Annotated in this window: 30 protein-coding genes and 1 pseudogene; 14 read left to right on the forward strand and 17 right to left on the reverse strand. The window is 36.5% G+C overall.

Translation table 11 applies throughout. From position 1 onward, the window contains the following. The first annotated feature begins 34 nt into the window (after positions 1-34). The 4 genes from MLE13_RS13205 (at position 35) to MLE13_RS13220 (ending at position 2667) form a co-directional block, all read left to right on the forward strand. Entirely contained in the window at positions 35-811 is a 777-nt protein-coding gene (locus tag MLE13_RS13205) for a 3-hydroxybutyrate dehydrogenase (protein ID WP_240750147.1), read from the forward strand. 251 nt (positions 812-1062) lie between these two features. Next, a complete protein-coding gene (locus tag MLE13_RS13210; RefSeq protein WP_240750148.1) occupies positions 1063-1488 on the forward strand; it encodes a DMT family transporter in 426 nt (141 codons plus the stop codon). A gap of 13 nt (positions 1489-1501) precedes the next feature. After that, positions 1502-2170, forward strand: coding sequence for a Crp/Fnr family transcriptional regulator (locus MLE13_RS13215; protein ID WP_240750149.1), 669 nt, complete (start codon positions 1502-1504; stop codon positions 2168-2170). 11 nt (positions 2171-2181) lie between these two features. Further along, on the forward strand, positions 2182-2667 hold the full coding sequence (locus MLE13_RS13220; RefSeq protein ID WP_240750150.1) for a DMT family transporter: 486 nt from the start codon (positions 2182-2184) through the stop codon (positions 2665-2667). A gap of 92 nt (positions 2668-2759) precedes the next feature. On the opposite strand, the gene MLE13_RS13225 is transcribed toward MLE13_RS13220, so the two are convergent. Continuing rightward, positions 2760-3359 carry a class I SAM-dependent methyltransferase gene (locus MLE13_RS13225; protein ID WP_240750151.1) on the reverse strand — a complete coding sequence of 200 codons (600 nt, stop codon included), beginning with the start codon at positions 3357-3359 and terminating at the stop codon, positions 2760-2762. A 150-nt stretch (positions 3360-3509) separates the two neighbouring features. On the opposite strand from MLE13_RS13225, the gene MLE13_RS13230 reads away from it, so the two are divergent. Together MLE13_RS13230 and MLE13_RS13235 are read left to right on the forward strand one after the other, a co-directional pair. Then, positions 3510-4130: a hypothetical protein gene (locus MLE13_RS13230; protein WP_240750152.1), complete on the forward strand. Its 621-nt coding sequence runs from the start codon at positions 3510-3512 to the stop codon at positions 4128-4130. Then, positions 4127-4681, forward strand: a complete 555-nt coding sequence (locus MLE13_RS13235) for a peroxiredoxin family protein (protein ID WP_240750153.1) — start codon at positions 4127-4129, stop codon at positions 4679-4681. The genes MLE13_RS13230 and MLE13_RS13235 overlap by 4 nt, the downstream gene beginning before the upstream one ends. A 118-nt stretch (positions 4682-4799) precedes the next feature. Here the strand turns inward: MLE13_RS13235 and MLE13_RS13240 are convergent, their stop codons facing one another. The 7 genes from MLE13_RS13240 to MLE13_RS13270 form a co-directional block, all read right to left on the reverse strand. After that, the gene (locus MLE13_RS13240) at positions 4800-6611 is read right to left on the reverse strand and encodes a M3 family oligoendopeptidase (RefSeq protein WP_240750154.1); all 1812 of its coding nucleotides are present in this window, start codon (positions 6609-6611) and stop codon (positions 4800-4802) included. A 253-nt stretch (positions 6612-6864) separates the two neighbouring features. Continuing rightward, positions 6865-7866 carry an ABC transporter permease gene (locus tag MLE13_RS13245; RefSeq protein ID WP_240750155.1) on the reverse strand — a complete coding sequence of 334 codons (1002 nt, stop codon included), beginning with the start codon at positions 7864-7866 and terminating at the stop codon, positions 6865-6867. 12 nt (positions 7867-7878) lie between these two features. After that, positions 7879-8988, reverse strand: a complete 1110-nt coding sequence (locus MLE13_RS13250) for an ABC transporter permease (protein WP_240750156.1) — start codon at positions 8986-8988, stop codon at positions 7879-7881. Between the two features lies 1 nt (position 8989). Continuing rightward, positions 8990-9844 (reverse strand): ABC transporter ATP-binding protein, encoded by an 855-nt coding sequence (locus MLE13_RS13255; protein WP_240750157.1) that lies wholly within the window; start codon positions 9842-9844, stop codon positions 8990-8992. A 27-nt stretch (positions 9845-9871) separates the two neighbouring features. Then, complete coding sequence (locus tag MLE13_RS13260) at positions 9872-10486, reverse strand: TetR/AcrR family transcriptional regulator (protein WP_240750158.1); 615 nt, start codon at positions 10484-10486, stop codon at positions 9872-9874. 142 nt (positions 10487-10628) lie between these two features. Then, positions 10629-11453, reverse strand: a complete 825-nt coding sequence (locus tag MLE13_RS13265; RefSeq protein ID WP_240750159.1) for a sugar nucleotide-binding protein — start codon at positions 11451-11453, stop codon at positions 10629-10631. Between the two features lie 14 nt (positions 11454-11467). Next, positions 11468-12085 (reverse strand): YczE/YyaS/YitT family protein, encoded by a 618-nt coding sequence (locus MLE13_RS13270; RefSeq protein ID WP_240750160.1) that lies wholly within the window; start codon positions 12083-12085, stop codon positions 11468-11470. Between the two features lie 114 nt (positions 12086-12199). Between MLE13_RS13270 and MLE13_RS13275 the strand changes: the two genes are divergently transcribed. Beyond that, positions 12200-12652, forward strand: coding sequence for a MarR family winged helix-turn-helix transcriptional regulator (locus MLE13_RS13275; RefSeq protein ID WP_240750161.1), 453 nt, complete (start codon positions 12200-12202; stop codon positions 12650-12652). 24 nt (positions 12653-12676) lie between these two features. After that, on the forward strand, positions 12677-13192 hold the full coding sequence (locus tag MLE13_RS13280) for a GNAT family N-acetyltransferase (protein WP_240750162.1): 516 nt from the start codon (positions 12677-12679) through the stop codon (positions 13190-13192). Positions 13193-13277: 85 nt separating this feature from the next. On the opposite strand, the gene MLE13_RS13285 is transcribed toward MLE13_RS13280, so the two are convergent. After that, positions 13278-13739, reverse strand: a complete 462-nt coding sequence (locus MLE13_RS13285) for a GNAT family N-acetyltransferase (protein ID WP_240750163.1) — start codon at positions 13737-13739, stop codon at positions 13278-13280. A gap of 55 nt (positions 13740-13794) precedes the next feature. Further along, on the reverse strand, positions 13795-14058 hold the full coding sequence (locus MLE13_RS13290) for a hypothetical protein (protein ID WP_240750164.1): 264 nt from the start codon (positions 14056-14058) through the stop codon (positions 13795-13797). 495 nt (positions 14059-14553) lie between these two features. Between MLE13_RS13290 and MLE13_RS13295 the strand changes: the two genes are divergently transcribed. After that, positions 14554-14727 carry a hypothetical protein gene (locus MLE13_RS13295; protein WP_240750165.1) on the forward strand — a complete coding sequence of 58 codons (174 nt, stop codon included), beginning with the start codon at positions 14554-14556 and terminating at the stop codon, positions 14725-14727. A 162-nt stretch (positions 14728-14889) separates the two neighbouring features. On the opposite strand, the gene MLE13_RS13300 is transcribed toward MLE13_RS13295, so the two are convergent. After that, entirely contained in the window at positions 14890-15738 is an 849-nt protein-coding gene (locus tag MLE13_RS13300) for a zf-HC2 domain-containing protein (protein ID WP_240750166.1), read from the reverse strand. 19 nt (positions 15739-15757) lie between these two features. Further along, positions 15758-16210: an RNA polymerase sigma factor gene (locus MLE13_RS13305; protein ID WP_240750167.1), complete on the reverse strand. Its 453-nt coding sequence runs from the start codon at positions 16208-16210 to the stop codon at positions 15758-15760. A 257-nt stretch (positions 16211-16467) separates the two neighbouring features. On the opposite strand from MLE13_RS13305, the gene MLE13_RS13310 reads away from it, so the two are divergent. Then, positions 16468-16899: a hypothetical protein gene (locus MLE13_RS13310; RefSeq protein ID WP_240750168.1), complete on the forward strand. Its 432-nt coding sequence runs from the start codon at positions 16468-16470 to the stop codon at positions 16897-16899. An 89-nt stretch (positions 16900-16988) separates the two neighbouring features. Continuing rightward, entirely contained in the window at positions 16989-18224 is a 1236-nt protein-coding gene (locus MLE13_RS13315) for an MFS transporter (RefSeq protein ID WP_240750169.1), read from the forward strand. Between the two features lie 123 nt (positions 18225-18347). On the opposite strand, the gene MLE13_RS13320 is transcribed toward MLE13_RS13315, so the two are convergent. Both MLE13_RS13320 and MLE13_RS13325 read right to left on the reverse strand, forming a co-directional pair. Beyond that, positions 18348-19133 carry a cytochrome c oxidase assembly protein gene (locus tag MLE13_RS13320; protein ID WP_240750189.1) on the reverse strand — a complete coding sequence of 262 codons (786 nt, stop codon included), beginning with the start codon at positions 19131-19133 and terminating at the stop codon, positions 18348-18350. Positions 19134-19139: 6 nt separating this feature from the next. Next, entirely contained in the window at positions 19140-19610 is a 471-nt protein-coding gene (locus MLE13_RS13325; RefSeq protein ID WP_240750170.1) for a DUF2243 domain-containing protein, read from the reverse strand. Between the two features lie 201 nt (positions 19611-19811). Here MLE13_RS13325 and MLE13_RS13330 point away from each other — a divergent pair, with 201 nt between their 5' ends. Continuing rightward, positions 19812-20162 (forward strand): YciI family protein, encoded by a 351-nt coding sequence (locus tag MLE13_RS13330; RefSeq protein WP_240750171.1) that lies wholly within the window; start codon positions 19812-19814, stop codon positions 20160-20162. A gap of 109 nt (positions 20163-20271) precedes the next feature. Here the strand turns inward: MLE13_RS13330 and MLE13_RS13335 are convergent, their stop codons facing one another. After that, entirely contained in the window at positions 20272-21066 is a 795-nt protein-coding gene (locus tag MLE13_RS13335; RefSeq protein ID WP_240750172.1) for a phosphotransferase enzyme family protein, read from the reverse strand. A 210-nt stretch (positions 21067-21276) separates the two neighbouring features. On the opposite strand from MLE13_RS13335, the gene MLE13_RS13340 reads away from it, so the two are divergent. Beyond that, positions 21277-21600, forward strand: coding sequence for a hypothetical protein (locus MLE13_RS13340; protein WP_240750173.1), 324 nt, complete (start codon positions 21277-21279; stop codon positions 21598-21600). A gap of 130 nt (positions 21601-21730) precedes the next feature. On the opposite strand, the pseudogene MLE13_RS13345 reads toward MLE13_RS13340, so the two are convergent. Further along, positions 21731-22480: pseudogene (locus MLE13_RS13345) on the reverse strand (class I SAM-dependent methyltransferase). A 736-nt stretch (positions 22481-23216) separates the two neighbouring features. Here MLE13_RS13345 and MLE13_RS13350 point away from each other — a divergent pair. After that, entirely contained in the window at positions 23217-24089 is an 873-nt protein-coding gene (locus MLE13_RS13350; protein ID WP_240750174.1) for a YitT family protein, read from the forward strand. Positions 24090-24191: 102 nt separating this feature from the next. Here MLE13_RS13350 and MLE13_RS13355 read toward each other — a convergent pair whose 3' ends face one another. Continuing rightward, the gene (locus tag MLE13_RS13355) at positions 24192-24629 is read right to left on the reverse strand and encodes a hypothetical protein (RefSeq protein ID WP_240750175.1); all 438 of its coding nucleotides are present in this window, start codon (positions 24627-24629) and stop codon (positions 24192-24194) included. Positions 24630-24846: the final 217 nt, after the last annotated feature.

A 24846-nucleotide genomic window follows, 5' to 3' on the forward strand; every position in this document is an offset into this window, starting at 1 on the left:
TCAAACTAAATTACATTATATGGAGGAATTTAACATGGTAGAACAAAAAGTCGTAATTATTACAGGATCTGCTCGCGGTATCGGTTTTGAAATTGGAAAACACTTCGCAGAAAGTGGCGCAAAAGTCGTTTTATCAGATATTAATGATGAAGTGTTACAAGAATCTGCTCAATCACTGAGAAACGACGGCTTTGAAGCAATCGGCGTTAAAGCTGATGTTACTAGCGAGTCTGAGCTTCAAAACTTAGTAGCAGAAACTAAAAAAACTTATGGTCGCGTGGACATCGTTATTAACAATGCCGGTTTACAACACGTATCTCCTATCGAAGAATTTCCGACAGCTAAATACGAATTGATGCTAAAAATCATGTTAACTGCACCGTTCATTTTGACGAAAACAGTTTTCCCAATCATGAAAGAACAAGGATTTGGTCGCATTATTAACATCTCTTCTATCAATGGTTTGATTGGTTTTGCGGGCAAAGCTGCTTACAACAGCGCGAAACACGGCGTTATTGGCTTAACAAAAGTCGCTGCTTTAGAAGGTGCAGAACACGGCATTACAGTTAATGCAATTGCACCAGGTTATGTCGATACACCATTAGTGCGTGGTCAAATGGCTGATTTAGCTAAGACACGTAATGTGCCAATCGAAAAAGTACTAGCAGAAGTTCTTTTACCGCTTGTGCCTCAAAAACGTTTGCTAGACGTTGCTGAAATTGCAGATGCTGCTCTTTATTTGGCAAGCAACAAAGCGAAAAGCATTACTGGTCAAACAATCGTCATCGATGGCGGTTACACAGCACAATAACTTTATAAACCAAAAGGCGCGATGGGTATTAGCTGAAAAGCTGATGCCCATTGCGCCTTTATTATGGAAAAAATCGAAAGTCGCCTAATTTGCTTAGCGTAAATGATTGAAGTTAAACATTACAATGATGAATCTCCTTTTGTTTCATGCTACTAGACAAACAATAAGAAAGGAATAATAATGGGACATATGTCCTTTCGGTATTTTTTGGCTGCTAGTACAGTTAAAAAGATATAAGGAGTGTGAATCGAATGAAAGGCATATTTTTTGCATTGGCAGGAGGTTTTTTCCTGACGTTTCAAAGTGTTGCAAATGCCGCCATCAGTTCGCAAATCGGCACATGGCAAGCTGCCACGATGACCCAATTTACTGGCTTTATCTTAGCGTTGATAATTGTCTTAGCATTAAAAGATCGGTCTTATCAACAGTTGACTCAAGTCTCTCCACTTTATGCATCAGGCGGTATGCTAGCAGCAATCGTGCTGTTCAGCAACATGACAGCGATTCACCGTTTAGGTGTGACACTGACGATTGGCATGTTTTTAATTGCACAACTAATCACAGCTGTGCTGATTGACTCTAAAGGTTGGCTGGACATGCCCAAAAAGACTATTGGGCGCAATCACCTCCTCGGTGTTGCCTTGATGATTGCAGGCGTCATCGTCTTGAAATGGTAAAGGAGTGTCTATTATGAAAAAAGAAACTGTGTTCAGTTACCTTGAGCAATATAACTTGAGCACGATGTTCCCTGATCGCGTACAACAAGCCATGCAGCTGGAAACTTACACAGGTGGTAACCGGTTGTTTTCACAAGGCGAGAAATCTGACACGCTTTATTTACTAGTAGAAGGAAAATTAAAAGTGTCAAGGTTATCGCCGGAAGGCAAAAGACTTATATTGGCATTTAAATCTCCTTTTGACTTTGTTGGAGATATTGAATATATTCGAAAATCTACGCTGATTAATACAGTTGAAGCCGTTACCACAACAACAGTCATTCGCATTCCGTATGAGGCATTGGAAAATAGCATGACAAACAACACAGAATGGCTACAGTTTTTACTTGAGACGATTACCCACAAGTTCGAGCTTAAATCGCATGCTATGAATTTCAGTTTATTGTATGCAGTCGATGTTCGGGTGGCCAGTTACTTATTAGCAATGACGCCAAATGACACCACGCTCGACTCGACTTCACTTGTAGACATGGCAGATTTAATCGGTACAAGCTACCGGCATTTGAATCGGGTATTAAAGCAGTTTGAAGGACAAGGATGGATTTTGAAAAAGCGCGGGAAAATCATAATAATTAACCGTGACTCCATGTTAAAACAGTTTGGCAACAACATTTACGAATAGGAGGAACTTTAATGGCAATCGGCATACTGCTAGCTTTTCTAGGTGGCGCATTTGTCTGCGTCCAAAACACCTTTAATGCGAACGTTAAAAAAAGGGTAAGTATCTGGTCGACGACCGCCCTTGTTCTGCTTCTTGGCTTTGTCGCTTCGCTGGTAGCAGGACTCGTTTTCGAAGGAACGACTCTTTTCCACTTTCAAGCCGAGCCGTGGTTTTGGTTCAGTGGCATTCTGGGAGTTGGCGTTGTGGCTTCCGTGACTCAAGGCGTCCAGAAATTGGGGCCGAGTGCAGCCATCTCACTGGTCATGATCTCTCAAATATTCTTCGGGCTTGTGTGGGATACACTTGGCTGGTTTGGTCTTGAAAAAGTTCCTTTTACTTGGCAGTCTCTTGCTGCAATTGTATTAATCGCAAGTGGCGCATTGCTGTTCCAACTTGGACCTAAGTCAACAACAACCCGCACCGCTTCTTCTGATGTTGCACAAACAAGCCGTGTGTGAAAATCACATTTACGGCTTTTATATTTTCAAAATATGTAGAGAAAACCCCAACAACCTGAACTTGTCAGAATTGCTGGGGTTCTCTATTTTTCTTAAACTGGCTTTTGAACAGCAAGTTGAATCACATGAGACAAGCCATTATGTAAAATACCTTCATTTCTCACGACTTCCCCTGTGAAAAAATGAACGATTCGGTAATCGTTAAATGCCGACAACACTTCTTCTGGCCCATATAGAAGTTGTTCTGTTTTCGGTCCGCCTGTTCCATATTGGAGTTGATCAACAGAGTACACTTCCATTAAAAAATAACCTCCTGGTTTTAACGCACGCTTTACCCCTTCGAATGTTTTCTGTTGGACCTCTTTTGGGTAATGACCAAACACGCATATGATTTCGTCCCATTTGTTTTCTGGCCATGTTGCTTGTGACAAATCCACCAGTTCGGTTGAGACAGTTACCGAACGATTTTTTGCGAGTTGCACTGTTTTATCTAGGCCACTTTGGGCAATATCCCAGGCAGTGACGCGCATTCGTTGTTCAGCAAGATATACGGCATTACGTCCTTCACCTTCTGCTATCGCAAGAGCATCACCTGAGAGTTTTAAATTCGGATGGATTTTTTTGATGAATTCATTTGGTTCTGTTCCATACAAATATTCTTTTGTTTGAAAACGTTCATGCCAAGATGTCATACTTTTGCCTCCTAGGATGGTTTAGCTTTCATCATACCTGTCAAACAAAAAAGATGAAAAGATTGTGCATTCCGATATAATGGAAACCGTTGAGTATAATACGGATGGAGAGATTTTTATGAAACAGAAAGCACGATTGGGCTTATCACTATGAGCTATGTCCCAATATTTCACTTAACAATCCCAGCCATATGGGTTTCAGTCTTAATCGCAGCTGCATTAACAAATTTTTTATTGCGCTTTGCTCTAAAAGAAAAACCGGGTGATTGGTTATGGAATGCGGTGTCACTATATATCCTCATCTGGAAGCTAAGCTACATTCTATTTAATTTCGAAAATTTCCTTGAAATGCCTTTATCTATTCTTTATTTTAATGGTGGTTTATACGGTCATTTATTAGGAATTGTTCTAGTAATCGTGTATTTAACGGTTACCTTAATTAAACAGCCGAAACTAGCTAACCAACCGGTATTTGCTTGGCTATTGTTTTTTGTATCTTATCAAGCTGTATTGCAGATCTTCGAAAACAATGTACTAGAAGCAATTTTTCATAGCCTTTTGCTAATAGTAAGTATTTTAGCTATCCGCTATCTTGTTAAGCGTGCAGATGTTCCGACAGATTTACTACTCGCAGCCTTATTTACATTAGAACTGCTAATTGTAAGCGTATTTGCTCCCTTAATCTCTTGGCAAATTGCAACATTAGTTACGCTTGCAGTGATAACGATATTCTTTTATAACCGATTTGCACAGAAAGGACAGATTGTATGATAAAAAAAGTACTTTTCGCAATTTTATTGTTAGCAGCAATTGCCATTATTGCCACTAACTTCATAGCAAAAGAAAACGAATCTACAGAATCTAAAGTAGAATCCAATCAGTCAGCTACGACAGGGCTTACACCAGGAGCAGAAGCACCCGATTTCACATTAACCGATCAAAATGGCGAAATAGTTCGCTTGTCTGATTATCGTGGAAAAAAAGTGATTCTTAACTTCTGGGCAACTTGGTGTCCACCTTGCCGTGCGGAAATGCCGCATATGCAGCAATTTCATGAAAACAATCCAGACGGTGACGTCGAAATACTGGCCGTCAATTTGACTTCCCAAGACAAAGGCGACGAAGCCATCCGTTCGTTTATTGATGAGTTTGGCTTAACTTTCCAAATTCCGATGGATGAATCTGGAGAAGTGGCACAAACATACCAAGTGCGCACTGTCCCGACAACTTATATTTTGAATACAAAAGGCGAAATTGCCCAGAAAATCGTTGGCCCAATGGATGAACAAATTATGATTGATCAAACAGAAAGCATCGATTAAAACGAGCATTTTATGACCAATTTTAGTAACACAGTAGAAAACACCTTCAACAAGTACATTTTTTACCTGTACTTACATCGAAGGTGTTATTTTTTAGCTCTATTTCATAAAATTATTGTTAGTCTATCACGCAATACTTCTCAGTCAGTCTCATGTACTCGTCAATTGCATCTTTCAAAGGCTGTTGTGAAGCATGCCAAAATTCTCGCTTGGATATATCTACATTTAAAAAGGTTTGTGCCAGTTGTTCGACTGTCATTCTCCCGGAGTTCCGTAAAAGTTCATCATAACGTTCTTCAAAGCCATTTGGTTCTAAATTCGCCATCTCATATATGCCATTGCTAAACAAATAGCCAATTGTATAAGGAATATTGTAAAAAGGTTTTTCCGCATCGTAAAAATGACTAGTATACATCCATTTATAAAGTGCTAAATCTTCAATCTGTCCTTCGTAGAAAGAATTTTCTACGTCGCTTAACAATCCATTTATTTCTTGAACAGATAATGGCCCTTGTTTTCTTTTTTCATAAAATGCTTGTTCAAATCGGAACATGTTTGGTACGGCTCCTACATACATAAGTCCATTTTTGATTTTCAACTCTAGAAGAGCGAGTTTATCCTGCTTATTGCTTGTTTGATCGATTACAGCATCCAACACCAAATTCTCCATAAATGTGGAGGCGGTCTCAGCGACGCTGATCCCTTTTTGCTGGGCGAGTGCAGGTTCGTCGTGAATGATGAAGTTATGATACGCATGCCCGAGTTCATGAGCTAACGTTAAGACATCTTGGTATGTCTCTCGGTAAGTTAAAAATATGCGACTCTCTTTAGATAAGGGCATAGATGTACAAAATCCACTTTCCGCTTTATTAGGTCGATTTTCACTTTCAATCCAGTCTGCCTCAAATACCCTTTCTGCAAATCGTCCTAACTTTTCACTAAACCCATAAAATTGTGTAAGAATAATTGTTCTCGCTTCGTCATATGAAATTTTTTCAATAGGTGCAAACAATGGGGTTACTAAATCAAACCAACTAGTTTTCTTAGCTCGACTCAACTCGAGCTTACGTTGAATATAAGTCGTATACCATTTTTTGTTTTCATCAATTGAAGCAATCGCTAAATGAATTGTTTCTTCATTTATGTCGTTTTGTTCAACCGCTTCTTTTAATAAATTGGTCCATCCTCGTTGTTCATATATATCTAGACGAGAACCAGCAATATGATTGAATACAGAAGCGAATGAAGTGGCTTCGGCTTCGCATGCCTCTTTTATGCCTTGTGACGCTTGTTTACGAAGTTCGTTGTCTTTAGAGTGAATAGCATAATTTAAAGCTTGGCCAATGGGGACCGGCTTTTTTTCTCCGTCCACTTCAAGCAATACTTTCAATTTCGATAGCATAAGTTGTTGTTGTTGCTCCCATCCTTTTATGCCATTTACAGACATCACACTGATTAACCTTTCCATCTCAGGAGGTAAACGATCATTGGCATCTTTTTTTTGCTTAACTAAATAAAATGAAATTGGTTTTATTTCTTCTAAATTGATAAATTCATTCCATGTATCTTCTGGTAAAGATACAAGAAGTTGATTTAATTTCACTTTTAACGTGTCTATTTCTGCTTTTAAGTTGTCACTTTTCTTAACCAGGCTGATTGCCGAACTGTTATCGACATTTTCAGAATAGGCGCAAAGCAGAAATTCATCCACTTCTTCCCACTCGCTCAATATCGATTGAAACTGTTGAACCATGGAGAGTAGTGGTTTTAAATTTTGCTTTTTTATGCTCGTTTTATGTACTTCAAGATTCTTGGTTAGAATATGTAAATTATCCATTATACGATGTATTAGATTAACCAATTGAATTGATTGGCTCCCACCTTTATATAAAGAATCTAAATTCCAGTTTTGCGTTATTAATTGATTCATCATTAGTCTCCTCCAATTGCGATAGGACTCACATAAATTTGATAAACTATATTATTTTTTCGTAAGCACTAGAATTAGCATGATTTCAAAATGACTACTGTAAATTAACAGAAACTAATTCATCATTAATAGAATAACATTAATTCCCATAAAATAAACAAAAATTGTATACTTATTTCCTAATAATCAAAAAAAAGAAGCTTAACTATAAGCTTCTTCCCCAAATATATCTATTTTGCATATGATTTTCTTATCATTCGAGTCCTTTTCGAATCTTTGGTGCTAAAAAAAGATAAACAATCCCACTAATTAGCAAAACGATACCAGAATACATAAAAATCTGCCCCCATGTTCCACTTTGAGACAAAATCAGATCGTTCCCTTTGTAGGCCCAGTAAAAAGGGTTCCAATAAAAGAATTTTTGCCACTTATCCCCCAACATTTCAATTGCTAACACTCCTGCAAGTAAAGGGAGAAACAATATTTTGATACTTCCGGCTGCGGTCATTATGTCGCTACTAGTCAGCCCTTGGATAAAACCGACTGATATACTAAGTAAACTCGTTACCAGCAAGACTAGCAATAACTGCAATAGATTCACTGTTCCAAAACCGGTAATGACGATTAAAGCAATAGTACCAATTACGGAAAGCAGAACCCCGATTACACTTTTCCCTAGAACGAATGTGAGTCTTCCTGCTGGAGTTAAGTTAATCGCACTTAATGTGTTATCTGCCTTTTCTTCAACGATATTCAATGCAATGAGCATACCACCAAGGATCGATATTAGGAGAATCATTGTGTTCACTAAAGTCTTTTTAAAGGGTGGTACAGTTCTTTCAAAGTCGAATAGTTCACTATTGGTATCTTCAATCGTAATATCTAGCTCATAAAAACTGTTTACTATTTTTGCATAATCGACAATGCCCTCGGGCTCATTGCCTTGTGTCATTAAATAATAACGATCGTTTTCTGGAAGTATGCCGATTGTGGCATCTCTTTCTTCAACTCGTTCTTGTACTTGCTCGACAGTTTTAAAAAGTTCCACTTCTGCAAATTGCTCTAAATAGTTTACTTGACTGGTGTTATCTCCTTCTAGTAAAGCCAATCCTACTGTCGTTTCATTTATCCCTGGTGTAAATAGATTTATTAAAACAGCAAGAAGAATTGGAATGAATAAGATATAAAGAGCAATCGAATCTTTCAAGTTCACTTTTAAGTCTCTTCTGAATATCGCCCAGATTTTCCGAATCATCGCTATTCCTCCTTACCCTAAAAGTGTTTTCTTATATCTTCGGTTTGAAATGCTGAACAAAATAACTCCTACCAATAAAAATCCACTTGATATAGTTAACACATATAACCAATCATTATTTCCGAGCAGCACCGATTTAAAGCCTTCTAACATGGGATAGGTAGGGATTAGTTTTAGGTAATCCGGATTCCAACTTGGGATGAAATAAGCAATATTGGGAAGAACCATTAACAACATAAACCCATAAATCGCTCCAAAAGCTTGTGTCACATTTTTGTAGAAGCTCGCTATTAAAAGCCCAAGTGCCGATGAAAAAAAAGCAGTAGTTACTAACAAAAGTAGCAATAATAAATAATCAGGCTGAGTTCCCATTATTGGAATGACGACTAAAAAACTCGATAGGATTGTAGTCACCAGGATGACACCAACTTTACTCAACAAGTATTGCCAAACAGGAGAAGGTGTAACGGCATATGCCATAATGACCCCTTCTTTTCTATCTAAGAAGATGTATGCGGCAATAATAAACAACCCCATAAGCGCTCCATTAAACACTAAAACGGACGGCATCATATTCTCTCTATCTGATAACACATTGAAATTGTTTGCTAAAGGCCTAACGTCTTGATTGTTCATCGCAGCTTCTATGGTTTCATTGGACTCCACATGAAGTATTTTTAATAGGTTCTTAAACTTTTCGGATTCATATCCTTGTAAGTAATATTCATAGTTTATCGTGTTATCACCGTCTAATTTCACTACCGCAGCAATTTTCTTTTCTTTATCTGCCATATAGATGACATCTTCACGGCTCGTTAATACGTATATTTTTTGGTCCGTCGTGGTGTATAGCATAGCGTCTTTTTCTTGTTTATCTACTTCAACTTTGACAGGCGTTGCTTTCCCATCAGTGTCTTCTCGTAAGATTTCTTGTAAAAACAACTCACTCGTTTGACTTGGCATATCAAAGTAGATATATTCCGTTCTTTGGTTATTAAAGTTATCGGGAACCAACAACAGAAATACCGCTAAAATGATTACCGCCATAAACAATTCGATGTAAAAGTAAAACCCTCGTGAGGCTAGCTTTAACTCTTTTATAAAGCTAGAAAAGAGTTTCATGTTAAACAAGCCCCCTTCCAGTGACCTTTATGAAGATTTCTTCAAGCGTAGCTTCTTTTGTATGCATCGTTTGAATGTCATGGTGTTCAATAATCTTTTGTAGCTCTCTTTTATCTTCTGGCAATACAGTAGACAAGGTCGTTTTTATCACTTCTCCTTTTTCTATATATTCCACTTCAACGAGTTTATCGCCGTATTGCAGCTTTAAATTTTTTGGTGAATCAATTAATTTAATTTCTCCATCAACGATAAAAGCCACTCGGTCACACAGTTCGTCTGCAATAAACATGTTATGTGTCGTTAAAAATACCGTCACGCCTTCTTTGTTTTTTTCTTTGATGATGTCTTTAATATCTGCAGCAATAGATGGGTCAAGTCCCGTAGTCGGTTCATCTAAAAACCACATTTCCGGATTATTAATCATCGACCTTGCAAAAGTGAGCCGATGCTTCATACCTTTTGAAAACTCACCAGCCTTTACATGTTCTTTGCCTTCTAAACCAACAAGCTTTAATAGCGTATGCGAATCTAGCGTTGGCACATCAAACAATTTTCGGTAAAAATCTAAATTTTCTTTAGCTGTGAGTTTGCTATATACATTTGACTGTTCGAAACTCATTCCGATTTTATTGAACCTCTCGTTTGAAACCTTTTTTAAATCATATCCCCCTACCACGACTTCGCCTTGTTGAAGAGGTAAAAGACCTGTAAGAATATTGAGGGCAGTTGACTTACCTGCTCCAGATGGACCTAAAAAACCGAACACTTCACCATTCGCGACTTCAAAACTAACGTCTTTTACTTGATACTTTCCGTCTTTGTTATAAGAGTGGTATAAATTTTTAACAGAAATCATCAGATTCCCTCCTTTTCTTGACTAGATCTATCGATAAAAGCATTTTTTAAGCATGTCGATGTACTTGGAAATTTCTTTTTCCACTGATTGATTATCAAATTTGGTAACACCTAGTTCGAGATCTCTTCTGAATTCGTCACTGAATTTTTCCATCGTCCACTTGATGATGTTCAACGCTTTTTCTACATCAAGATTTTCTTTAAAAAGAGAATAATCTATATTGTGCGTATAGACTTGGCTATAAAGCTTTAACGGAAAATCTGGATATTGGTGCATAATCTCTTCAACAGTCGAATCTTTAAAAAGTAACAGTGAAAAGTCCATTAAGTAGGGATACTTTTGAAAAACTTTAAGTTTTATCATTGATATTTCTTTTAATCGCACGAGAATGTCTTGATTGTTCCAATCCAATTCATTGTTAATTTCGTCAGTCATTACTTTAAACGTAAAAAACTTTAAGTACTTATACAGCTTTTCCTTGTTTCCAAAGTAATGGAATAACAGACCTTTAGAAATTCCTGCATCTTCAACAATCTTATTGGTTGATGCTTTTTGGAATGTGTTTTTACTAAACTCTTTCATGGCACTATTTAGGATTCGATCTCTTTTTTCAAGATCTACGTTTTTTAATAAGTCTTCCACTGGGCTCCCCCTTTTTAACCAAAAAAATTTGACTACTCTGGTCAATCTCATTATCACACGAGTTGACTACACTGGTCAGTAATTAACTGAATGTTTCACAAACAAAAAAGAACTTCATTTGAAGTTCTTTTTTATGATTTTTTTATTCACTTGGTCCGATTAAATAGTCGATTAGCTCTTGATTGGTTAGTTGTAAGTTTGCAGGAATGTCGTGTCGGACACTTGTTAAACCAAAATGGCATATTCCAGTGACATTTGGAATCGACTTTACGTTTAGTTCGACTTTTTTATCCGTAAGCTTTTTTACTAGCTCTTCTATAAATTGCTGATGAATCATCATATCAACAGTTCCGAGGTGAAAGATTCCTTCTAACTTATTTTCTATGATGTATTTTAACTGTTTGGCCAATAAGGTGTCGGATAAATGATTGCATGCTAAATTGTCGTATACCTCAAGTTGACCTTCTTCAATTGCAGATTCGATCCCCTTAAGTCTTGGGGACTGTTTTCCCCATATTTGCGGAATTCTTATTATCACAGCGCGTTCATTTAAAATTTGTGTTAAACCGTGCTCACAGCTAATTTTAAATTTCCCGTATACAGACTCAGCATTTAGGTTGTCTTCTTCAGAGTGATGTTTAGTGTAATCTCCGTCAAATACGTTGGCAGTAGAGACGTAATAACAAACCCCGTTCGTTTCTATTAACTCTAATGCCAACTCTTTATGAAATCGTAGTTGCTGGTCAAAGTCCCCTCTTAAACACGAAACCACGGCATCAGGATTTACTTTGCGAATGATGTTTTTCAGTTGCTCTAATTCACTAACGTTTAGTTGAAACTGGTTGTTTTCAGGAAGGTCTATAGGCGATGTGGAATACGTACCGAATATTTCAAAACTTTCTTTGCATTCTTCAACTAACGCTCTTCCCACTAATCCACTGGCTCCCAGTATTAACAATTTACTCATCTCACACTCTCCTTTTATTGATTTGAAGTGACTGGTGGTACAATGACGCGATCGATTGCTTTTGCAATTGGATTCATAAAGATATTAAGCAATAGTCCTGCAAAACAAACCGTTAATATCGTTCCGATGCCGATTGGCCCTCCGAGTAATAACGCAACAACCAAAAACAACAGATAAATTAACGTTCTTCCAACAAATAAATTGGTTTTTGTGATATCTTTCAAGATTAAGGTTAAGCGATCTACTGGAATGGGCGCGAAATTCGTGTGCAAATAAGTTGCGGTTCCTACGCCTATTAAAAAAAGACCCACTCCGAAATAGATAGCTTGACCTTGTACCGATTCGACAATTAATAAGTTACTCAACACAAAAAGCCATAGATCAATTCCGATACCTGTGATAATAGCGGTTACCAAACCTAACACCTCTGGCTTTTGTCTTATTAAAAAAGAGTTACAGCCAATTAATAGAAGAGCTACTATGACTTCCCAGCTTCCCACTGTAAGACCTACATTACTAGCTAACCCAACTAACACGGCATCAAATGGAGATGTTCCCAAATCTGATTGAATGGTACAGGCAATACCTAAAGTTAACAACAAAATACCTATTATATAAAAAATATACTTCAATCGAATCACTTCTTTAAATATATTTTTTGTTGCAAATGCAACAAAATTAAGTTAAGTTCAATATATACTATGTTTGATGACATTAGCAATAGAAATTTGACTGGAGAGAAATGTATGAAAGATATTTTGCGCGAAATCGGTATGATTGCACGGGCCTTAGATTCAATAAGCAATATCGAATTTAAAGAACTGGATTTAACAAAGGGGCAATACTTATACGTGGTCCGCATTTGTGAAAATCCAGGAATGATTCAAGAACAGTTATTGGACATGATCAAAGTAGATCGCTCAACAGCTACTCGTGCTCTACAAAAGCTTGAGAAAAATGGCTTTATCGAGAAAAAGGACGATCCATCTAATAAAAAGAACAAAAAACTATATCCAACTGAAAAAGGAAAAACGGTCTACCCCATCATTATAAGAGAAAATGTCTATTCCAATCGTGTTGCTTTGCAAGGTTTTTCAAAAGCAGATGAACAAGCTACACTTGATATTCTTCAGCAAATCCGAAAAAACATTGAAAAAGATTGGGACCTTGTGAAAAAAGGAAATAAACGGAATTATTAGCCAGTTGAAGGAGCAATCGATTTTATGACAACCATAATCAGAACGTGTAACGAAATGGATGTAATTGAATTACAGGAAATTAGTATTTCTACGTTTAGCGATACTTTTAAAGATTATAATTCACCGGACCATTTACATGCCTATTTAGAAAAAGCTTATAATTTGAGTAAGCTAAAGAAAGAGTTAGCCAACCCTTCCTCCCTATTTTTCTTTATTTATTTCAATGATCAAATAGCAGGTTATCTTAAAGTAAATACAAGTGAAGCACAGACTGAAGCGATGGGTGAAGATTCACTCGAAGTTGAACGAATTTACATTAAAAAGCTTTATCAAAAATATGGACTCGGAAAACAACTGCTCAATAAAGCGATGGAAGTTGCGCAGGAGTTCGGGAAAAAGACAATTTGGCTAGGTGTTTGGGAAGAAAATGAAAATGCTATTGGGTTTTATGAGAAAAAAGGGTTTGTTCAAAATAGCTCTCACTCCTTTTTTGTGGGTGATGATGAACAAACCGATTTGATTATGGTAAAAAATTTTTAGTAGAAAGATAAAACTAAAAAGCAAAGGGTGGCTGAAATAGAACTATTTCAGCCACCCTTTCTTCTTCTCTATCTATTAAATATAACTATAACTTTAGTTTCATTCCTTCATGAGAGGCTACAAACCCAAGGCGTTCGTAAAATCTCAAAGCATCTGTTCTTTTTTTATCTGTAGTCAATTGTACTAAATGACACCCTCGATCTTTTGCACGTTGAATCGCCCATTGGATAAGCTGTGTTCCAACACCTTTCCCCCGTACTGAAGGAGAAGTTCGAACGCCTTCAATTGTAGCTCTCCACCCTCCTTGATATGTTATGTATGGTGTAAATGTAATTTGTTGTACGCCAATAATTTCATGTTCTATACAGGCAACCACCAATTCATTATTGGGATCCTTTGAAATTGCATGGAAGGCTTCGATATAGCCAGAAGGTAAAGGTTGCTCGTAATGTTCTCGTTGACTGCCTAATGGATCATTAGCAAGCATTTCAACAATTATTTCTAAATCCTCACGTGTCGCCAGTCTGAATCTAATTGCTTCTGTCATTCGAATCATCTCTTTCTTTTGGCTGATTTGTGTAAAGCAGAAAAGAAGTAAGTTATTATTTAATCACTTTCCATTTCCCCCACACCATAATCGTTGCAGCTAAAGCAGTTATGATACTTGCAGTGAAAAATCCAAACGCATAAGTCGGTATGTTTTGTAATGGTACTCGGTCATTTATTTCAAAAAACAAAAAATAGACACCAATACCAATTCCATCAACATCTGTTCCGATAGACCTTAAATCCATTCCTTTGCTAAACAATAAAATAGTTGCGATTAGAAGAACAACAACACTAATCCAGTAATAAGTAATTTTCAAATCAATCTCTCCTTTTAGAAAAGTAGAAATTACTCGCGGAATAAATAATGGAACCACATACCAAAATCCAAAAAGAGGCATTAAATTTAGATAAGAAAAAAATCGAGTAAATCGCATGACCTAATAGAGCCCAACCATAAAATTCATGACTTATTTTAATCGCTTTGTTCTGTCCTTGTTTCTGCTTTATTGTCGGCCGAGCGTTTTCAAAAAACAATAATATCCCTCTTTCCAAAGATCTAAACGATTAATTGGTGTTTGGTTCAAATGCCCGTACTTCGTGTTGTTTTGTATTTCTGAAGAAATTCAGTAACACATTCCCTCTATATCCCATTTAGTTTACTTTACCAGAAAAAATACTTACCAGTCTTTATTATAAGATAAAATTTAGCTGCTCACTATTGTTCACTGTATTTTTTTCCCAGCCTCTATGTTAAAATTTTCATAAGGTATTAACCATTTAAAAGATTTTAGTAGAAAGGACGTGAAACTAACATGTGGATTTTTATAGTTCCCATTGCGTCACTAATTTCACTTGGCGCACTAATTGAATGGAAGCGAAAAAAAAGAAATGATACTTCTCACAATGCCATCAATCCTCATACTAGACCTGGCGAAAGCTCTAATTACCAAATGGGGGATAATCATTATACGAGCGGTGGAGAATAATTTCACGGATCATGAAGTCTTCGATTTCGAAATAAGTTAAGAAGTCGAGGTGGATCGTAGACCACTGACCAGCTATAACTTTAAATAAAGAGAGAGAGCCGAGACTATACATGTAGCCTTGGTTCTCTCTTTTGGATACAAGTGAATTTCGCTTTCAGCAGTTCAACCAATTTGAAGTTCCATCGGTTTCATGATTCTCTTTTGGTAACTCCATATAGCAAAAATAAACAAAGTGATCAAACCAAATGCGAGGGGCAAAGAAAATAACTCCCAAACTTTAAGAGAATAGTATTTTGTTTGATGGGCATTTTCGACGGTTTGTAAATATGCGTTTTTGTATTCAAATTGGACCAAACTCTCTCCGCTAGCCATCACAATTGTGCCAATGTCATAATCATTTGAAACAATCGGTTCCGTAATTTCTCCATTTTCACCTACAAAAAGCAATGCTTTTTCATAATCAATAGGAAACATCGCACTGGGCTCTGCTGGCAACGAACTATTATCTCCTACATCTTCTTTAACGAATACGGCAATATGTTGCAGTTGTTCTTCGTACTGATCAAATACAGTTTGTAATGCTGTTTTGTCAGGCATTCCTTCTACTGATAATGCCGCAATGGCCTTATCCATAATCTCTTGACGTTGTTGTTCTACTCTCTCAGCTTCTTGTTGATTTTCTTGCCATGGGATGAAATTGTTAAAAGAGAATGCTAAAAGAACAATGGTAATTAACAGTGAAATCCAAAAAGAAGCCTTTAAGAATTGCGAAAAGTTGCCTTGGGCCTTTAATAAATTTGATACTTTTTCAAACGGTTTTTTCTGCTCTATTCGACTTGGCAGTTCGACTTTTTCTCCATCATTCAATTCCGCTCTCATCTGCTGCCATATGTGAGAACATGACGCACAATCCTTTACATGCTGTTCGATAAATCCTTTGCTTTCATCACTGCATAGCTGATCGATGTAAGATGGCATTAAATCACGGACTATGTAACATTCATTTTTCATAGACAGTTCCTCGCTCTCTCTACTTTAATTTTGCTCTGTAAAAAGACACTCTGGCCCAGTTTTCGTTTCGTTGATGAATTTCACCAATTTCTTTAAAAGACAAGTCTCCTAAAAGTCGCAGCAATACAATCTCCTTATAAGGCTCTTCAAGAAAATGAACCATACGGAAAAGTTCAATCTTGTTTTCACTAGCGATTAAATCTCGCTCTAAAGACTTTGCTTGATCTTCAGTATGTAGTTGATTAACTTGTTTGACTTGCTTGTCGACGTACTTATAATAAGTATGTTTAGCAATTTGACAGAGCCAAACCGACATTTTACATTCGCCATTGTAATTGTTAATTGAGCGAATCGCTTGATAAAAGGCTTCTTGCGTCAATTCTTCTGCTATATCCACATTCCGGCAAAGTGAAATCAAGTATTTATAGACCTGCTCTGCGTGTTGTTCATATATTTCCGTAAGTTCATCCACACTTCTACCTCCTTTCACGTTATATATCTGAAAAATATAGATTTCGTTACAAGATTTTCAAAGTTTTTCTAATTTATTTATTTTAACATTTGTTCCAAACGCTTTGAAATGTGCACTAGTTTATTAGAGGAGAAAAGAATGACAACCTAGTAAACCCAGGAATTCCTCCTTTACTTATTCATAGCCGTTTGCTTCAATTGTTTAATAAGATTATTTACCCACACCATATTTGACTAACAAGGGAGACGTGACTTTGTGTGACAGACTACGATGTTTATTTTGCTGTTAGTATTTTTATTTACTTGTATATTTACATTGTGTTGCATGTTTTAGTGGAGTTTGTCATAAGAAAAATGTTGAAACTGGAAACACTAAGAGAAACTCCCTACTCTCGCATCAATTGGGCTGTTTCAATTCTTCGCACGATTAACCTTTTAGGTGTATTGCTATTAATGTATCCATTTGTTTACTCTTTTGTTTTGTTTATGTTGGTTTTCGACAATGCCTTTGCTATTGAATTGATATTTTTGATAAAGCGGGCGACACTCGCTTCTTGGGTAATTTTAGTGTTCTTTAAAATTTTTTATGAGTACAAGTATTTGAATATTGAAAGTGCATGGGTCACCTATTTATTTAATATTCCTGTCATTGCCTCAGTTTTGCTAATCGATTCGATCCTGTACTATTGATATACTAAATACTCGACCGCAAAGTGAACAGTAAAAATAGATGAATAAAAAAATAACAAAAAGAAAACCTTTTGTTGAAGGTGGGAATTATGAAAACTGTACAAATTGGCATCAAAGAAAATTTACTGAATTTCATCCTGTTAGTTGTAACAAACTTTTTTGTGGGGTCTATGGTTGGCTTAGAAAGAACCATCCTCCCAATTATCGGCGAAGAAGATTTCGGCTTAGTCTCCACAAGCGCGGCATTATCCTTCATCATTAGTTTTGGATTCTCAAAAGCTATTGTAAACTATTTCGCAGGAGCCATCGCCGACCGATTTGGAAGGAAAAAAGTCTTACTTGTGGGTTGGAGTGTGGGGTTACTCGTCCCTTTACTGGTGATCTTCGCAAGCTCATGGTGGATGATTGTAGTCGCGAATATTTTCTTAGGTATTAATCAGGGACTTACGTGGTCTATGACTGTGAACATGAAAATTGATTTAGCAAAACCTACTCAACGAGGGTTCGCTGTTGGGTTTAATGAATTTGCAGGGTATACGGGAGTAGCGGTTATGGCAGCTGTTTCAGGTTTTATTGCTTCGAGTTATTCAAACCGACCAGAACCTTTTTATATCGGAATTGTCATTGTCGTAATTGGCTTTGCTTTGTCGCTAATTGTAAAAGATACTCAAGCACACATTAAATTACAAGCTAGCACCTCTACTAAAAATACGACACTTTCAGCGGCAGATATTTTTAAAAATACAACTTATAAAAATAAAAATTTATCTATCCTCACTTTTTCAGGACTGAGTACAAATCTGAAAGATGGTATGGCTTGGGGACTGTTTCCGATATTTTTTGCAAGCGTTGGGCTCAGCTTATCGCAAATCGGATTACTGGTTGCTATTTATCCGGCTTCCTGGGGCTTTTTCCAACTCTTCACAGGTTTTCTTAGCGATAAAATTGGCAGAAAAAAGTTGATTGTTGGTGGCATGTGGCTACAAGCCATTTCATTATGGATGATCTTACTCGTGAATGAATACAATACGTGGATCGTTGCAGCTATCCTGTTAGGTGTTGGAACTGCGATGGTTTATCCCACATTGCAAGCTTCTATAAGCGATATCGCAGATCCGTCATGGAGAGCTTCTTCAATGGGAGTTTATCGTTTTTGGAGAGATAGTGGATATGCTTTTGGGGCATTATTTGCCGGCATATTGACGGATTTACTAAATGTCGGTTGGGCTATCGGGTTAGTCGCTATCTTGCCTTTGAGTGCTGGAATAATCGCAGCAATTCGCTTACGCGAGACTTTGCCTAGTTTATCTAAAGAAAATAGTTAAAGTGTAGCTGAGTCAATAGAATGCAATTCCATGGCTTTTACACAACATCTCTACACAGAAAAAAGAGGCTCTTTATTGAGAGCCTCTTTTTTCTACGCATTTGTTTTTAGTTTACAACTATATTTAAGTTCTGTATAAAGGGTTCGTGAAACGTGGTGCAGTTGATTTATACCATTGGTAGCAAAAAAGAATAATTAAGGCAAGTTCAATGATGTCACCCCCATAATACATCAGCATACTGCCTGCTTCAGCATCCGTTCTCGGAACGCCTTTTGGAGGATTTGCGTATATATACTTGGATAAAATCTTATGTCCAGCTAATGCTAAAATCAATACAACGGCTCGGTACATATAGCTGTAACGACGTGGTGTAACATCAACATAAATAATGGACAACGTAAATAAATACCCCGCCAGAAAAACATGCAAATGAATCAGTCTATAAAGGACAAGCGATTGATGCATCAGCATATACAAATCAGTCGTATACAGAATATAAAGGCCACCGATATTAAGAGCAGTAGCCGTTAAAGGGTTGGTGAAAAAGTGCAGCAGTCGACTTTTTAAGACACGTGTAAGCTTTCTCGCAGTAGATACTTTTAATGTACGCAATAACAATGCCATTGGCGTAGCGAGCAAAAGGAGGAGCGGTGCCAACATTCCTAAAAGCAGATGTGTAATCATATGTCCTTTAAAATTGATATGAGCAAATTCCGCCAACGGTCCGACCATTGCTATTCCTACACTAAATACGCCTACAATCCAAAAAACAAATCGATAAACTGGCCATTTCTTATATTTCCGATTTGTACTAATTGCAGCAAGTAGATAGAGGAAAATCATTGAGATTAACAACAATGTCACGATTACCTCGAAACTTGTACCTGCTGCTTGAACATGAGAATGCATGCTCACCTATCTCCCTTCTTTTGCCGTCCTTTTGCTTTTTTGCGTTTGCATGTAAAGCAGAACCCCAATAATTAGTATAATAACTGCAGTGACATTCCAAATAATATCGTACGGGAGAATATCGACATTATAGCGAATTTGATGCAGTTCAAGAAGTTTGTGTTGAACAAGTCCATCGAAAAGCTGAAATAATCCTCCTCCGAGAAACATACCGCTAATCCATCTTTTTAACCAAAAAGAATTTCTTCTCTTAAGATCTGCCAATAGAAACAACGAAGCCACTGTCGCAAACCAGCTGAATGCATGAAATAAGCCATCTGAAAATAAGCCAACGGCAGTGGTTGATTTGTCATAAAAATGATGCCATCCTAAAATTTGATGAAAAACCGCTTCATCAATAAACGCCACTAAACCCATCCCAAAAAGGAGACCAGACGCTAAATTACGAAACGAATAGGAACTTTGATCTTTTCCCATACTCCTTCAGCTCCCTCTAACATATATTTTTCCACAAGCTCTTTTTCCCGTTTATCTTATTAGATAAACGCGTGTCTTAAAAGCCGACTATCATTAATCTAAAGAAAATATGTTGTCGCGAATTTCTAGAAGATCATTAATTAAAAAAGATATATACTAATGACAACAGAACTAAAATCACTATAAAAAGGAGGTAGAAATATGTTATTTATGTTAATCGTTAAATCCTCAAAAAATTCAGAAGCCGGAAATAGGCCAAGTTTGGAACTTATGGAAGCTATGGACAAATACAATAAAGAGCTGATTGAGGCAGGAGTCAGGGTCATGGCGAAAGGTCTGAAACCAAGTTCAAGTGGAATTCGCATTTCCTATCCAAATTCAGCAGAAAATCCTGTGGTTACAGAAGGCCCATTTACCGAACCTGAAAATGTAGTAGCCGGGTTTATCCTTATCGATGTGAACTCAAGAGAAGAAGCTATCGATTGGGCCATGCGCATGCCCGACCCTCAAGGAGGCGGTGAAGGCCAGATTGAATTGCGCGAAGTATTTTAGGTACATCTAGCAAGTCATAATCGATTGCTATAATTTCGTCTACTATTGAAAAATTGCCATTTGAGTTTCCGGATTAAAAGGAATTCTCAAATGGCAATTTTTTAGTTTTTCAAGTCCATTCATGACCATATTCGCGTATAAATTCAATTTCCTTTTGATAATGTTCTATGTGACCATCACTTATCATTTGTTGAAATGCAAGATCCCCTTCAGCAGCTTTTCTTGCTATCGTTTTACATAATCCTTCTAATCGCAGCAATACCATCTCCAAATAATTCTTATCCACTTTATCTCCGTAAGATTCGAAAAACAACTGTACCCGCTGCTTTATGCGATCCGCATCTTTTGAGGAATTGTAGTAAACTTTTTTATCCTCTGATTCTGCTAGATTGTACCTTGATAAAGGGATACACGTATAAAGCGTATAAGCAATATCCCAAAGTCTTGGACCAGGACAAGCATGATCAAAATCAATGATACCAACTGGCTTTTCTTGATTAAAAATGAGGTTGTATAGAGCAAAGTCATTATGGCAGATTACTTCATATGGTGAAGGTGTATTATCTAAAGGCTGCCAATTTTCATCAAATGTAAAATCACTTACTGAATCATGATAAAGACGAAGCATTTTTGCAATGTCTTTTAATACTTCGTCTGACCACATATACTTTTTCACAGGATAATTACCGGCTTCTCCTTCAATATACGTTAAAATCTCTCTCCTATTTTCGTCTATGCCTAAAAATCGTGGTGATTGAGTAAACTGCTTTTTTTCTAAATGCTTTAAAAGCTGATGGATTTTAAAGCTTTCCGGCTTTAGTTCTCGGCGAACTGTGTCTGCTACACGATAAACAGTAGAAACATTTCCACCGGTAAGTTTTTTTTCGTCTTTATAATCTGACATCCTTTGATTCCCCCATCAACTCATTTTTTAAAATTATCAATAATTATTTTTTTCAACTATAAGTAACAAAATCTAATCAGTTTACCAAATAATTGAAACGAACAGTATGCTACTGCGTATACTTAATAAGGTCTTTTTAAAGAGATGTTGCCAAACTATAGTTTTTTTAAAATTTCCGCAGTGAAATCTGAATGCTAAGGAGGAAAAGTGATGAAAAAGCCAATCATTTTTATTTTAACATTACTGGTACTTGGGATTGGAAATTGGTTGATTTCCTCTATCTTCAACTTTGAATTTATTGACGTAGCCATTCCCTTTAGTGTTGTTTGCACAGGATTAGCTCACAGCTTCACAGGCGGAACCAACCCATATACACAACAAACGGATATGCAGCTAAGAGGTAAAACTGGCATCCGGATGCCATTCAAAAATAAAGCCGCCCGGACCTCTTTCGTCTTTTTCGGTTCTTTTGCCTATTTTCTTTTCGCACTCGTTATAACATTCGTTTATTACAGTGAGTATTTTATTGGGTAGCAGTAGTTATTTAAAACTATTTTCCGAAAGTAGGGGTATGTGATAAAACAGTGAGGTAATGATACAATATTCTAAAAAATAAAGAATGGAAGGTTTTAACAAAAAATCCATTCTCTATTTTACTGACTAACTATTTTTTGGCTATGATCAAAAATCGCTTCGAGTTTGTGCAGATTCCTTTTTTTGTTCGGTTGTTTTCGATAAAAGAAGTTAAACGAGAGTAGTCCTCTGGCTCCATACCGAAATTCGGAATAATCGGCGTATGTTGCAAGAGAAAAATCAAATCTTCAGTTCTTTGGTAGTATTCAGTAACGTTATAATCAAAAGATTGCACGTCGGAAAACCCCGCTTTTGTTAATTCCCATTTATATTTTTCTTTTGAAACGCCATCATTTTCACTAAAGGATTGCCCTCGTTTGAAAGCAGTTTTGATATTCAATTTGTCAGCTTCACTCACTTGTTAAGTTAAAAACAAGCCGTCTGTCTTTAAAACGCGTGCAACTTCTTTTGCATCAAATGGTGCATGGCGATTTGATATAACATTAAAGAAGTTAGCAGGAAATTCGATTTTGTCTGAAGACATATGCAAAAACTGCACGTTCGGTAAGTTAGATTTTTTAAGATTTTCTTTTGCTACTTGAATCATCGTATGCGATAAATCAATTCCAACTGTCAATTCCAATGCTGGCGCAATGGTTAGCATTTTTTCTCCACCACCTGTACCAATATCTAAAAGGATATCAGTTGTTTGAGCCCTTCTTTTTACTTCATCATAAAAGTCCCATTTTGGTTCGTCACTCATAACTTGTAATTTGCTAAAATCCCAACCGTTTAAATTCCCAACTGTCTCATAGAATTTCTTGTACTCGCATTTATCCATTATGATTCCATCCTTTGAAGGCTATTTGATTAAAGATTCTGTAGGCAGCTTGATAATTTTTTCAAGTTAAAAAGTGAATCCTGAAGAGTGTTCATTAGTTTTTGGTATTTTTTTCATTTCGAAATTTAACTATAGATATCGCTGTTAAAGCCAATCCAACCAATATTAGAATAGAAAAGATAAACCAAATGAAAGTTGTGGGTGGACCATTCCCAATAGGGCCTACTTTTGGTAATCATAAATCATACAGTCCTAGAAATGATAAAGCTATAATCAAAATTCCTCCATACAACAATATATGTTTCTTCATTTTCCCACTCCTAACCTACATTATGTACTCCAGTATAATTATCTTTTATGGACAAACATTATATCGTAAACCTTCATCCTATGGAGTCCTAGGTTTAGACTCTTATGCAGATAACTTAAGATACTTGCTGTTATGTTAAGTTATATTCAAATCTAAAAGAAAATCTATTTGAAGCCTTTGCTGTATTAAAAATTATAAGAACTAAACTACAAAGCTTGCATTTTTCGGCCTGAAGCCACTATAATATGAAATATTGTATCGCTATAAAAAAGCAATTTATTCACATGGTCGTAGTTTTGATTAACACTAAAAAAAGTCCATTATGATAAATAGTCTTAAGGTGACGTGCAAATGCACGCCCTTTTTTTGTGGGATAAAAAATAGAATGGATAAGGCTTAGGCTACCCTTAAGATTGGAGTTTGGTTATGAATAAATGGATGAGATTATTGCTTATTTTTGTTTCTTCAATTGTTCTTGGATTTGCAGCTAATATGTTTTTATTGCCACATGAAATACTAGCGGGTGGCGTAACAGGTATTGCGATGATGTTCGGGTTGGTAACACCACTGAATGCTGGACTTTGGATGATTATCTTGAATGTTCCAATTCTTGTAGTAGGCTGGATGAAGCTCGGTAAGACTTTTATCGCCAACAGTTTGTTTTCTGTAGTGGTCACATCTATATCTATGCTCTACATTCCTGTCGTCAAAATCACAGAAGATGCACTGCTTTCTTCAGTCTTCGGTGGCGTCATTTCAGGTATAGCAGTTGGAATCATTATTCGGTATTATAGTTCGACTGGCGGATTTGACGTCATTGGCCTTTTGTTGTCAATCAAACGAGATATTCCACTAGGAGCACTTGTTTTTAGTTTAAACAGTGCAGTTGTTTTTGTATCTGGTTTTATCTTTTCATGGGAGTTAGCAATGTATACGATGGCTTCCATTTACATCACCGGACTGGTAGTTGACCGTGTTCACACGCGTCATATCAAACTGAGCTTGATGGTTGTGACAAATCAAGGAGATGCCGTCAAAAAAGCATTGCTTGATAACCTAGACAGAGGAATCACAGTAGTAGATGGCGAAGGCGCTTATTCAGCGGCTAAAGTAAAAGTTCTTTATAGTGTTATTAGCCGTCATGAATTGGCATTTGTACGACCATTGATCAAAAAAGTTGATCCACAAGCATTCGTTAGCATTAGCGAAACGATGGAAGTAATGGGGAATTTCAGAAAAGACGGGAACTTCATGAAAAGTCCGGTTTCAAAAACCGATGCTGTGCAAGTAAATAACTAAATATAAAACGGACGAAGAAAAATAACTATTTTTCGTCGTCCGTTTTTAAATTGGCTAGATATTTTCTAACAATTGCTACATACGATTCATATAGACGATTATTCACCCTTTAGCGTATTTTGCTAAATGGCCTCTTTCAAGAATCCATAAAGCTTGAAAGTACAAAAGTAACGCCACGACCCAAAATCCTATTGTTTCAATAAAGTTGTACAAATAAGCTTGCTCAGAACCCATTAGTAAGTAATAAGCTGTTCCCAAAAATAACCCTACAAGAGAATAAAGAGATACTTCCATAAAATATTGATTTACATTAGTCTTTTCTTTATATTGTTTTCTGTATTTATCTATTATCCAAGAGGAAGGAACACCGACTACCAAGTAGTACAGTAGATAAATCCATATAGTTGAAATGAAATATACGACGATACCTAAATAATACACATCTGATTCTCTTTGATTTTGTGGAACATAATTTAACGCAGAAACAGCTAATGCTAATATACTTGCGCTAACGATAACTGCTAGTATTCTTTTCAACAATCTTCCAACTCCTCTTATAGGATAAACTTTATCCACTAAAATATAGAGAAAAACAGTTAATATACATTAAATATACTCAGGACATAGATTAATAGCTAGATAATTTTGGAAATAAAAAAGCAGAAGCTCAAATAGGAGCTTCTGCTTTCTTAATAATCGGTTTTGCATAGACTAGGAATAAAATTAAAACCTATTAATCTATTATACAAACAAAGCA

Source organism: Planococcus halocryophilus (genome assembly GCF_022489025.1).
GTDB lineage: Bacteria > Bacillota > Bacilli > Bacillales_A > Planococcaceae > Planococcus > Planococcus halocryophilus_A.

What these genes read in the sequence shown, in the direction of transcription:
- MLE13_RS13205 (WP_240750147.1), top strand. Translation starts at nt 35, where the DNA reads ATGGTAGAACAAAAAGTCGTAATTATTACAGGATCTGCTCGCGGTATC.
- MLE13_RS13210 (WP_240750148.1), top strand. Translation starts at nt 1,063, where the DNA reads ATGAAAGGCATATTTTTTGCATTGGCAGGAGGTTTTTTCCTGACGTTT.
- MLE13_RS13215 (WP_240750149.1), top strand. Translation starts at nt 1,502, where the DNA reads ATGAAAAAAGAAACTGTGTTCAGTTACCTTGAGCAATATAACTTGAGC.
- MLE13_RS13220 (WP_240750150.1), top strand. Translation starts at nt 2,182, where the DNA reads ATGGCAATCGGCATACTGCTAGCTTTTCTAGGTGGCGCATTTGTCTGC.
- MLE13_RS13225 (WP_240750151.1), bottom strand. Translation starts at nt 3,359, where the DNA reads ATGACATCTTGGCATGAACGTTTTCAAACAAAAGAATATTTGTATGGA.
- MLE13_RS13230 (WP_240750152.1), top strand. Translation starts at nt 3,510, where the DNA reads ATGAGCTATGTCCCAATATTTCACTTAACAATCCCAGCCATATGGGTT.
- MLE13_RS13235 (WP_240750153.1), top strand. Translation starts at nt 4,127, where the DNA reads ATGATAAAAAAAGTACTTTTCGCAATTTTATTGTTAGCAGCAATTGCC.
- MLE13_RS13240 (WP_240750154.1), bottom strand. Translation starts at nt 6,611, where the DNA reads ATGAATCAATTAATAACGCAAAACTGGAATTTAGATTCTTTATATAAA.
- MLE13_RS13245 (WP_240750155.1), bottom strand. Translation starts at nt 7,866, where the DNA reads ATGATTCGGAAAATCTGGGCGATATTCAGAAGAGACTTAAAAGTGAAC.
- MLE13_RS13250 (WP_240750156.1), bottom strand. Translation starts at nt 8,988, where the DNA reads ATGAAACTCTTTTCTAGCTTTATAAAAGAGTTAAAGCTAGCCTCACGA.
- MLE13_RS13255 (WP_240750157.1), bottom strand. Translation starts at nt 9,844, where the DNA reads ATGATTTCTGTTAAAAATTTATACCACTCTTATAACAAAGACGGAAAG.
- MLE13_RS13265 (WP_240750159.1), bottom strand. Translation starts at nt 11,453, where the DNA reads ATGAGTAAATTGTTAATACTGGGAGCCAGTGGATTAGTGGGAAGAGCG.
- MLE13_RS13275 (WP_240750161.1), top strand. Translation starts at nt 12,200, where the DNA reads ATGAAAGATATTTTGCGCGAAATCGGTATGATTGCACGGGCCTTAGAT.
- MLE13_RS13280 (WP_240750162.1), top strand. Translation starts at nt 12,677, where the DNA reads ATGACAACCATAATCAGAACGTGTAACGAAATGGATGTAATTGAATTA.
- MLE13_RS13285 (WP_240750163.1), bottom strand. Translation starts at nt 13,739, where the DNA reads ATGACAGAAGCAATTAGATTCAGACTGGCGACACGTGAGGATTTAGAA.
- MLE13_RS13295 (WP_240750165.1), top strand. Translation starts at nt 14,554, where the DNA reads ATGTGGATTTTTATAGTTCCCATTGCGTCACTAATTTCACTTGGCGCA.
- MLE13_RS13300 (WP_240750166.1), bottom strand. Translation starts at nt 15,738, where the DNA reads ATGAAAAATGAATGTTACATAGTCCGTGATTTAATGCCATCTTACATC.
- MLE13_RS13315 (WP_240750169.1), top strand. Translation starts at nt 16,989, where the DNA reads ATGAAAACTGTACAAATTGGCATCAAAGAAAATTTACTGAATTTCATC.
- MLE13_RS13320 (WP_240750189.1), bottom strand. Translation starts at nt 19,133, where the DNA reads ATGCATTCTCATGTTCAAGCAGCAGGTACAAGTTTCGAGGTAATCGTG.
- MLE13_RS13325 (WP_240750170.1), bottom strand. Translation starts at nt 19,610, where the DNA reads ATGGGAAAAGATCAAAGTTCCTATTCGTTTCGTAATTTAGCGTCTGGT.
- MLE13_RS13330 (WP_240750171.1), top strand. Translation starts at nt 19,812, where the DNA reads ATGTTATTTATGTTAATCGTTAAATCCTCAAAAAATTCAGAAGCCGGA.
- MLE13_RS13335 (WP_240750172.1), bottom strand. Translation starts at nt 21,066, where the DNA reads ATGTCAGATTATAAAGACGAAAAAAAACTTACCGGTGGAAATGTTTCT.
- MLE13_RS13340 (WP_240750173.1), top strand. Translation starts at nt 21,277, where the DNA reads ATGAAAAAGCCAATCATTTTTATTTTAACATTACTGGTACTTGGGATT.
- MLE13_RS13350 (WP_240750174.1), top strand. Translation starts at nt 23,217, where the DNA reads ATGAATAAATGGATGAGATTATTGCTTATTTTTGTTTCTTCAATTGTT.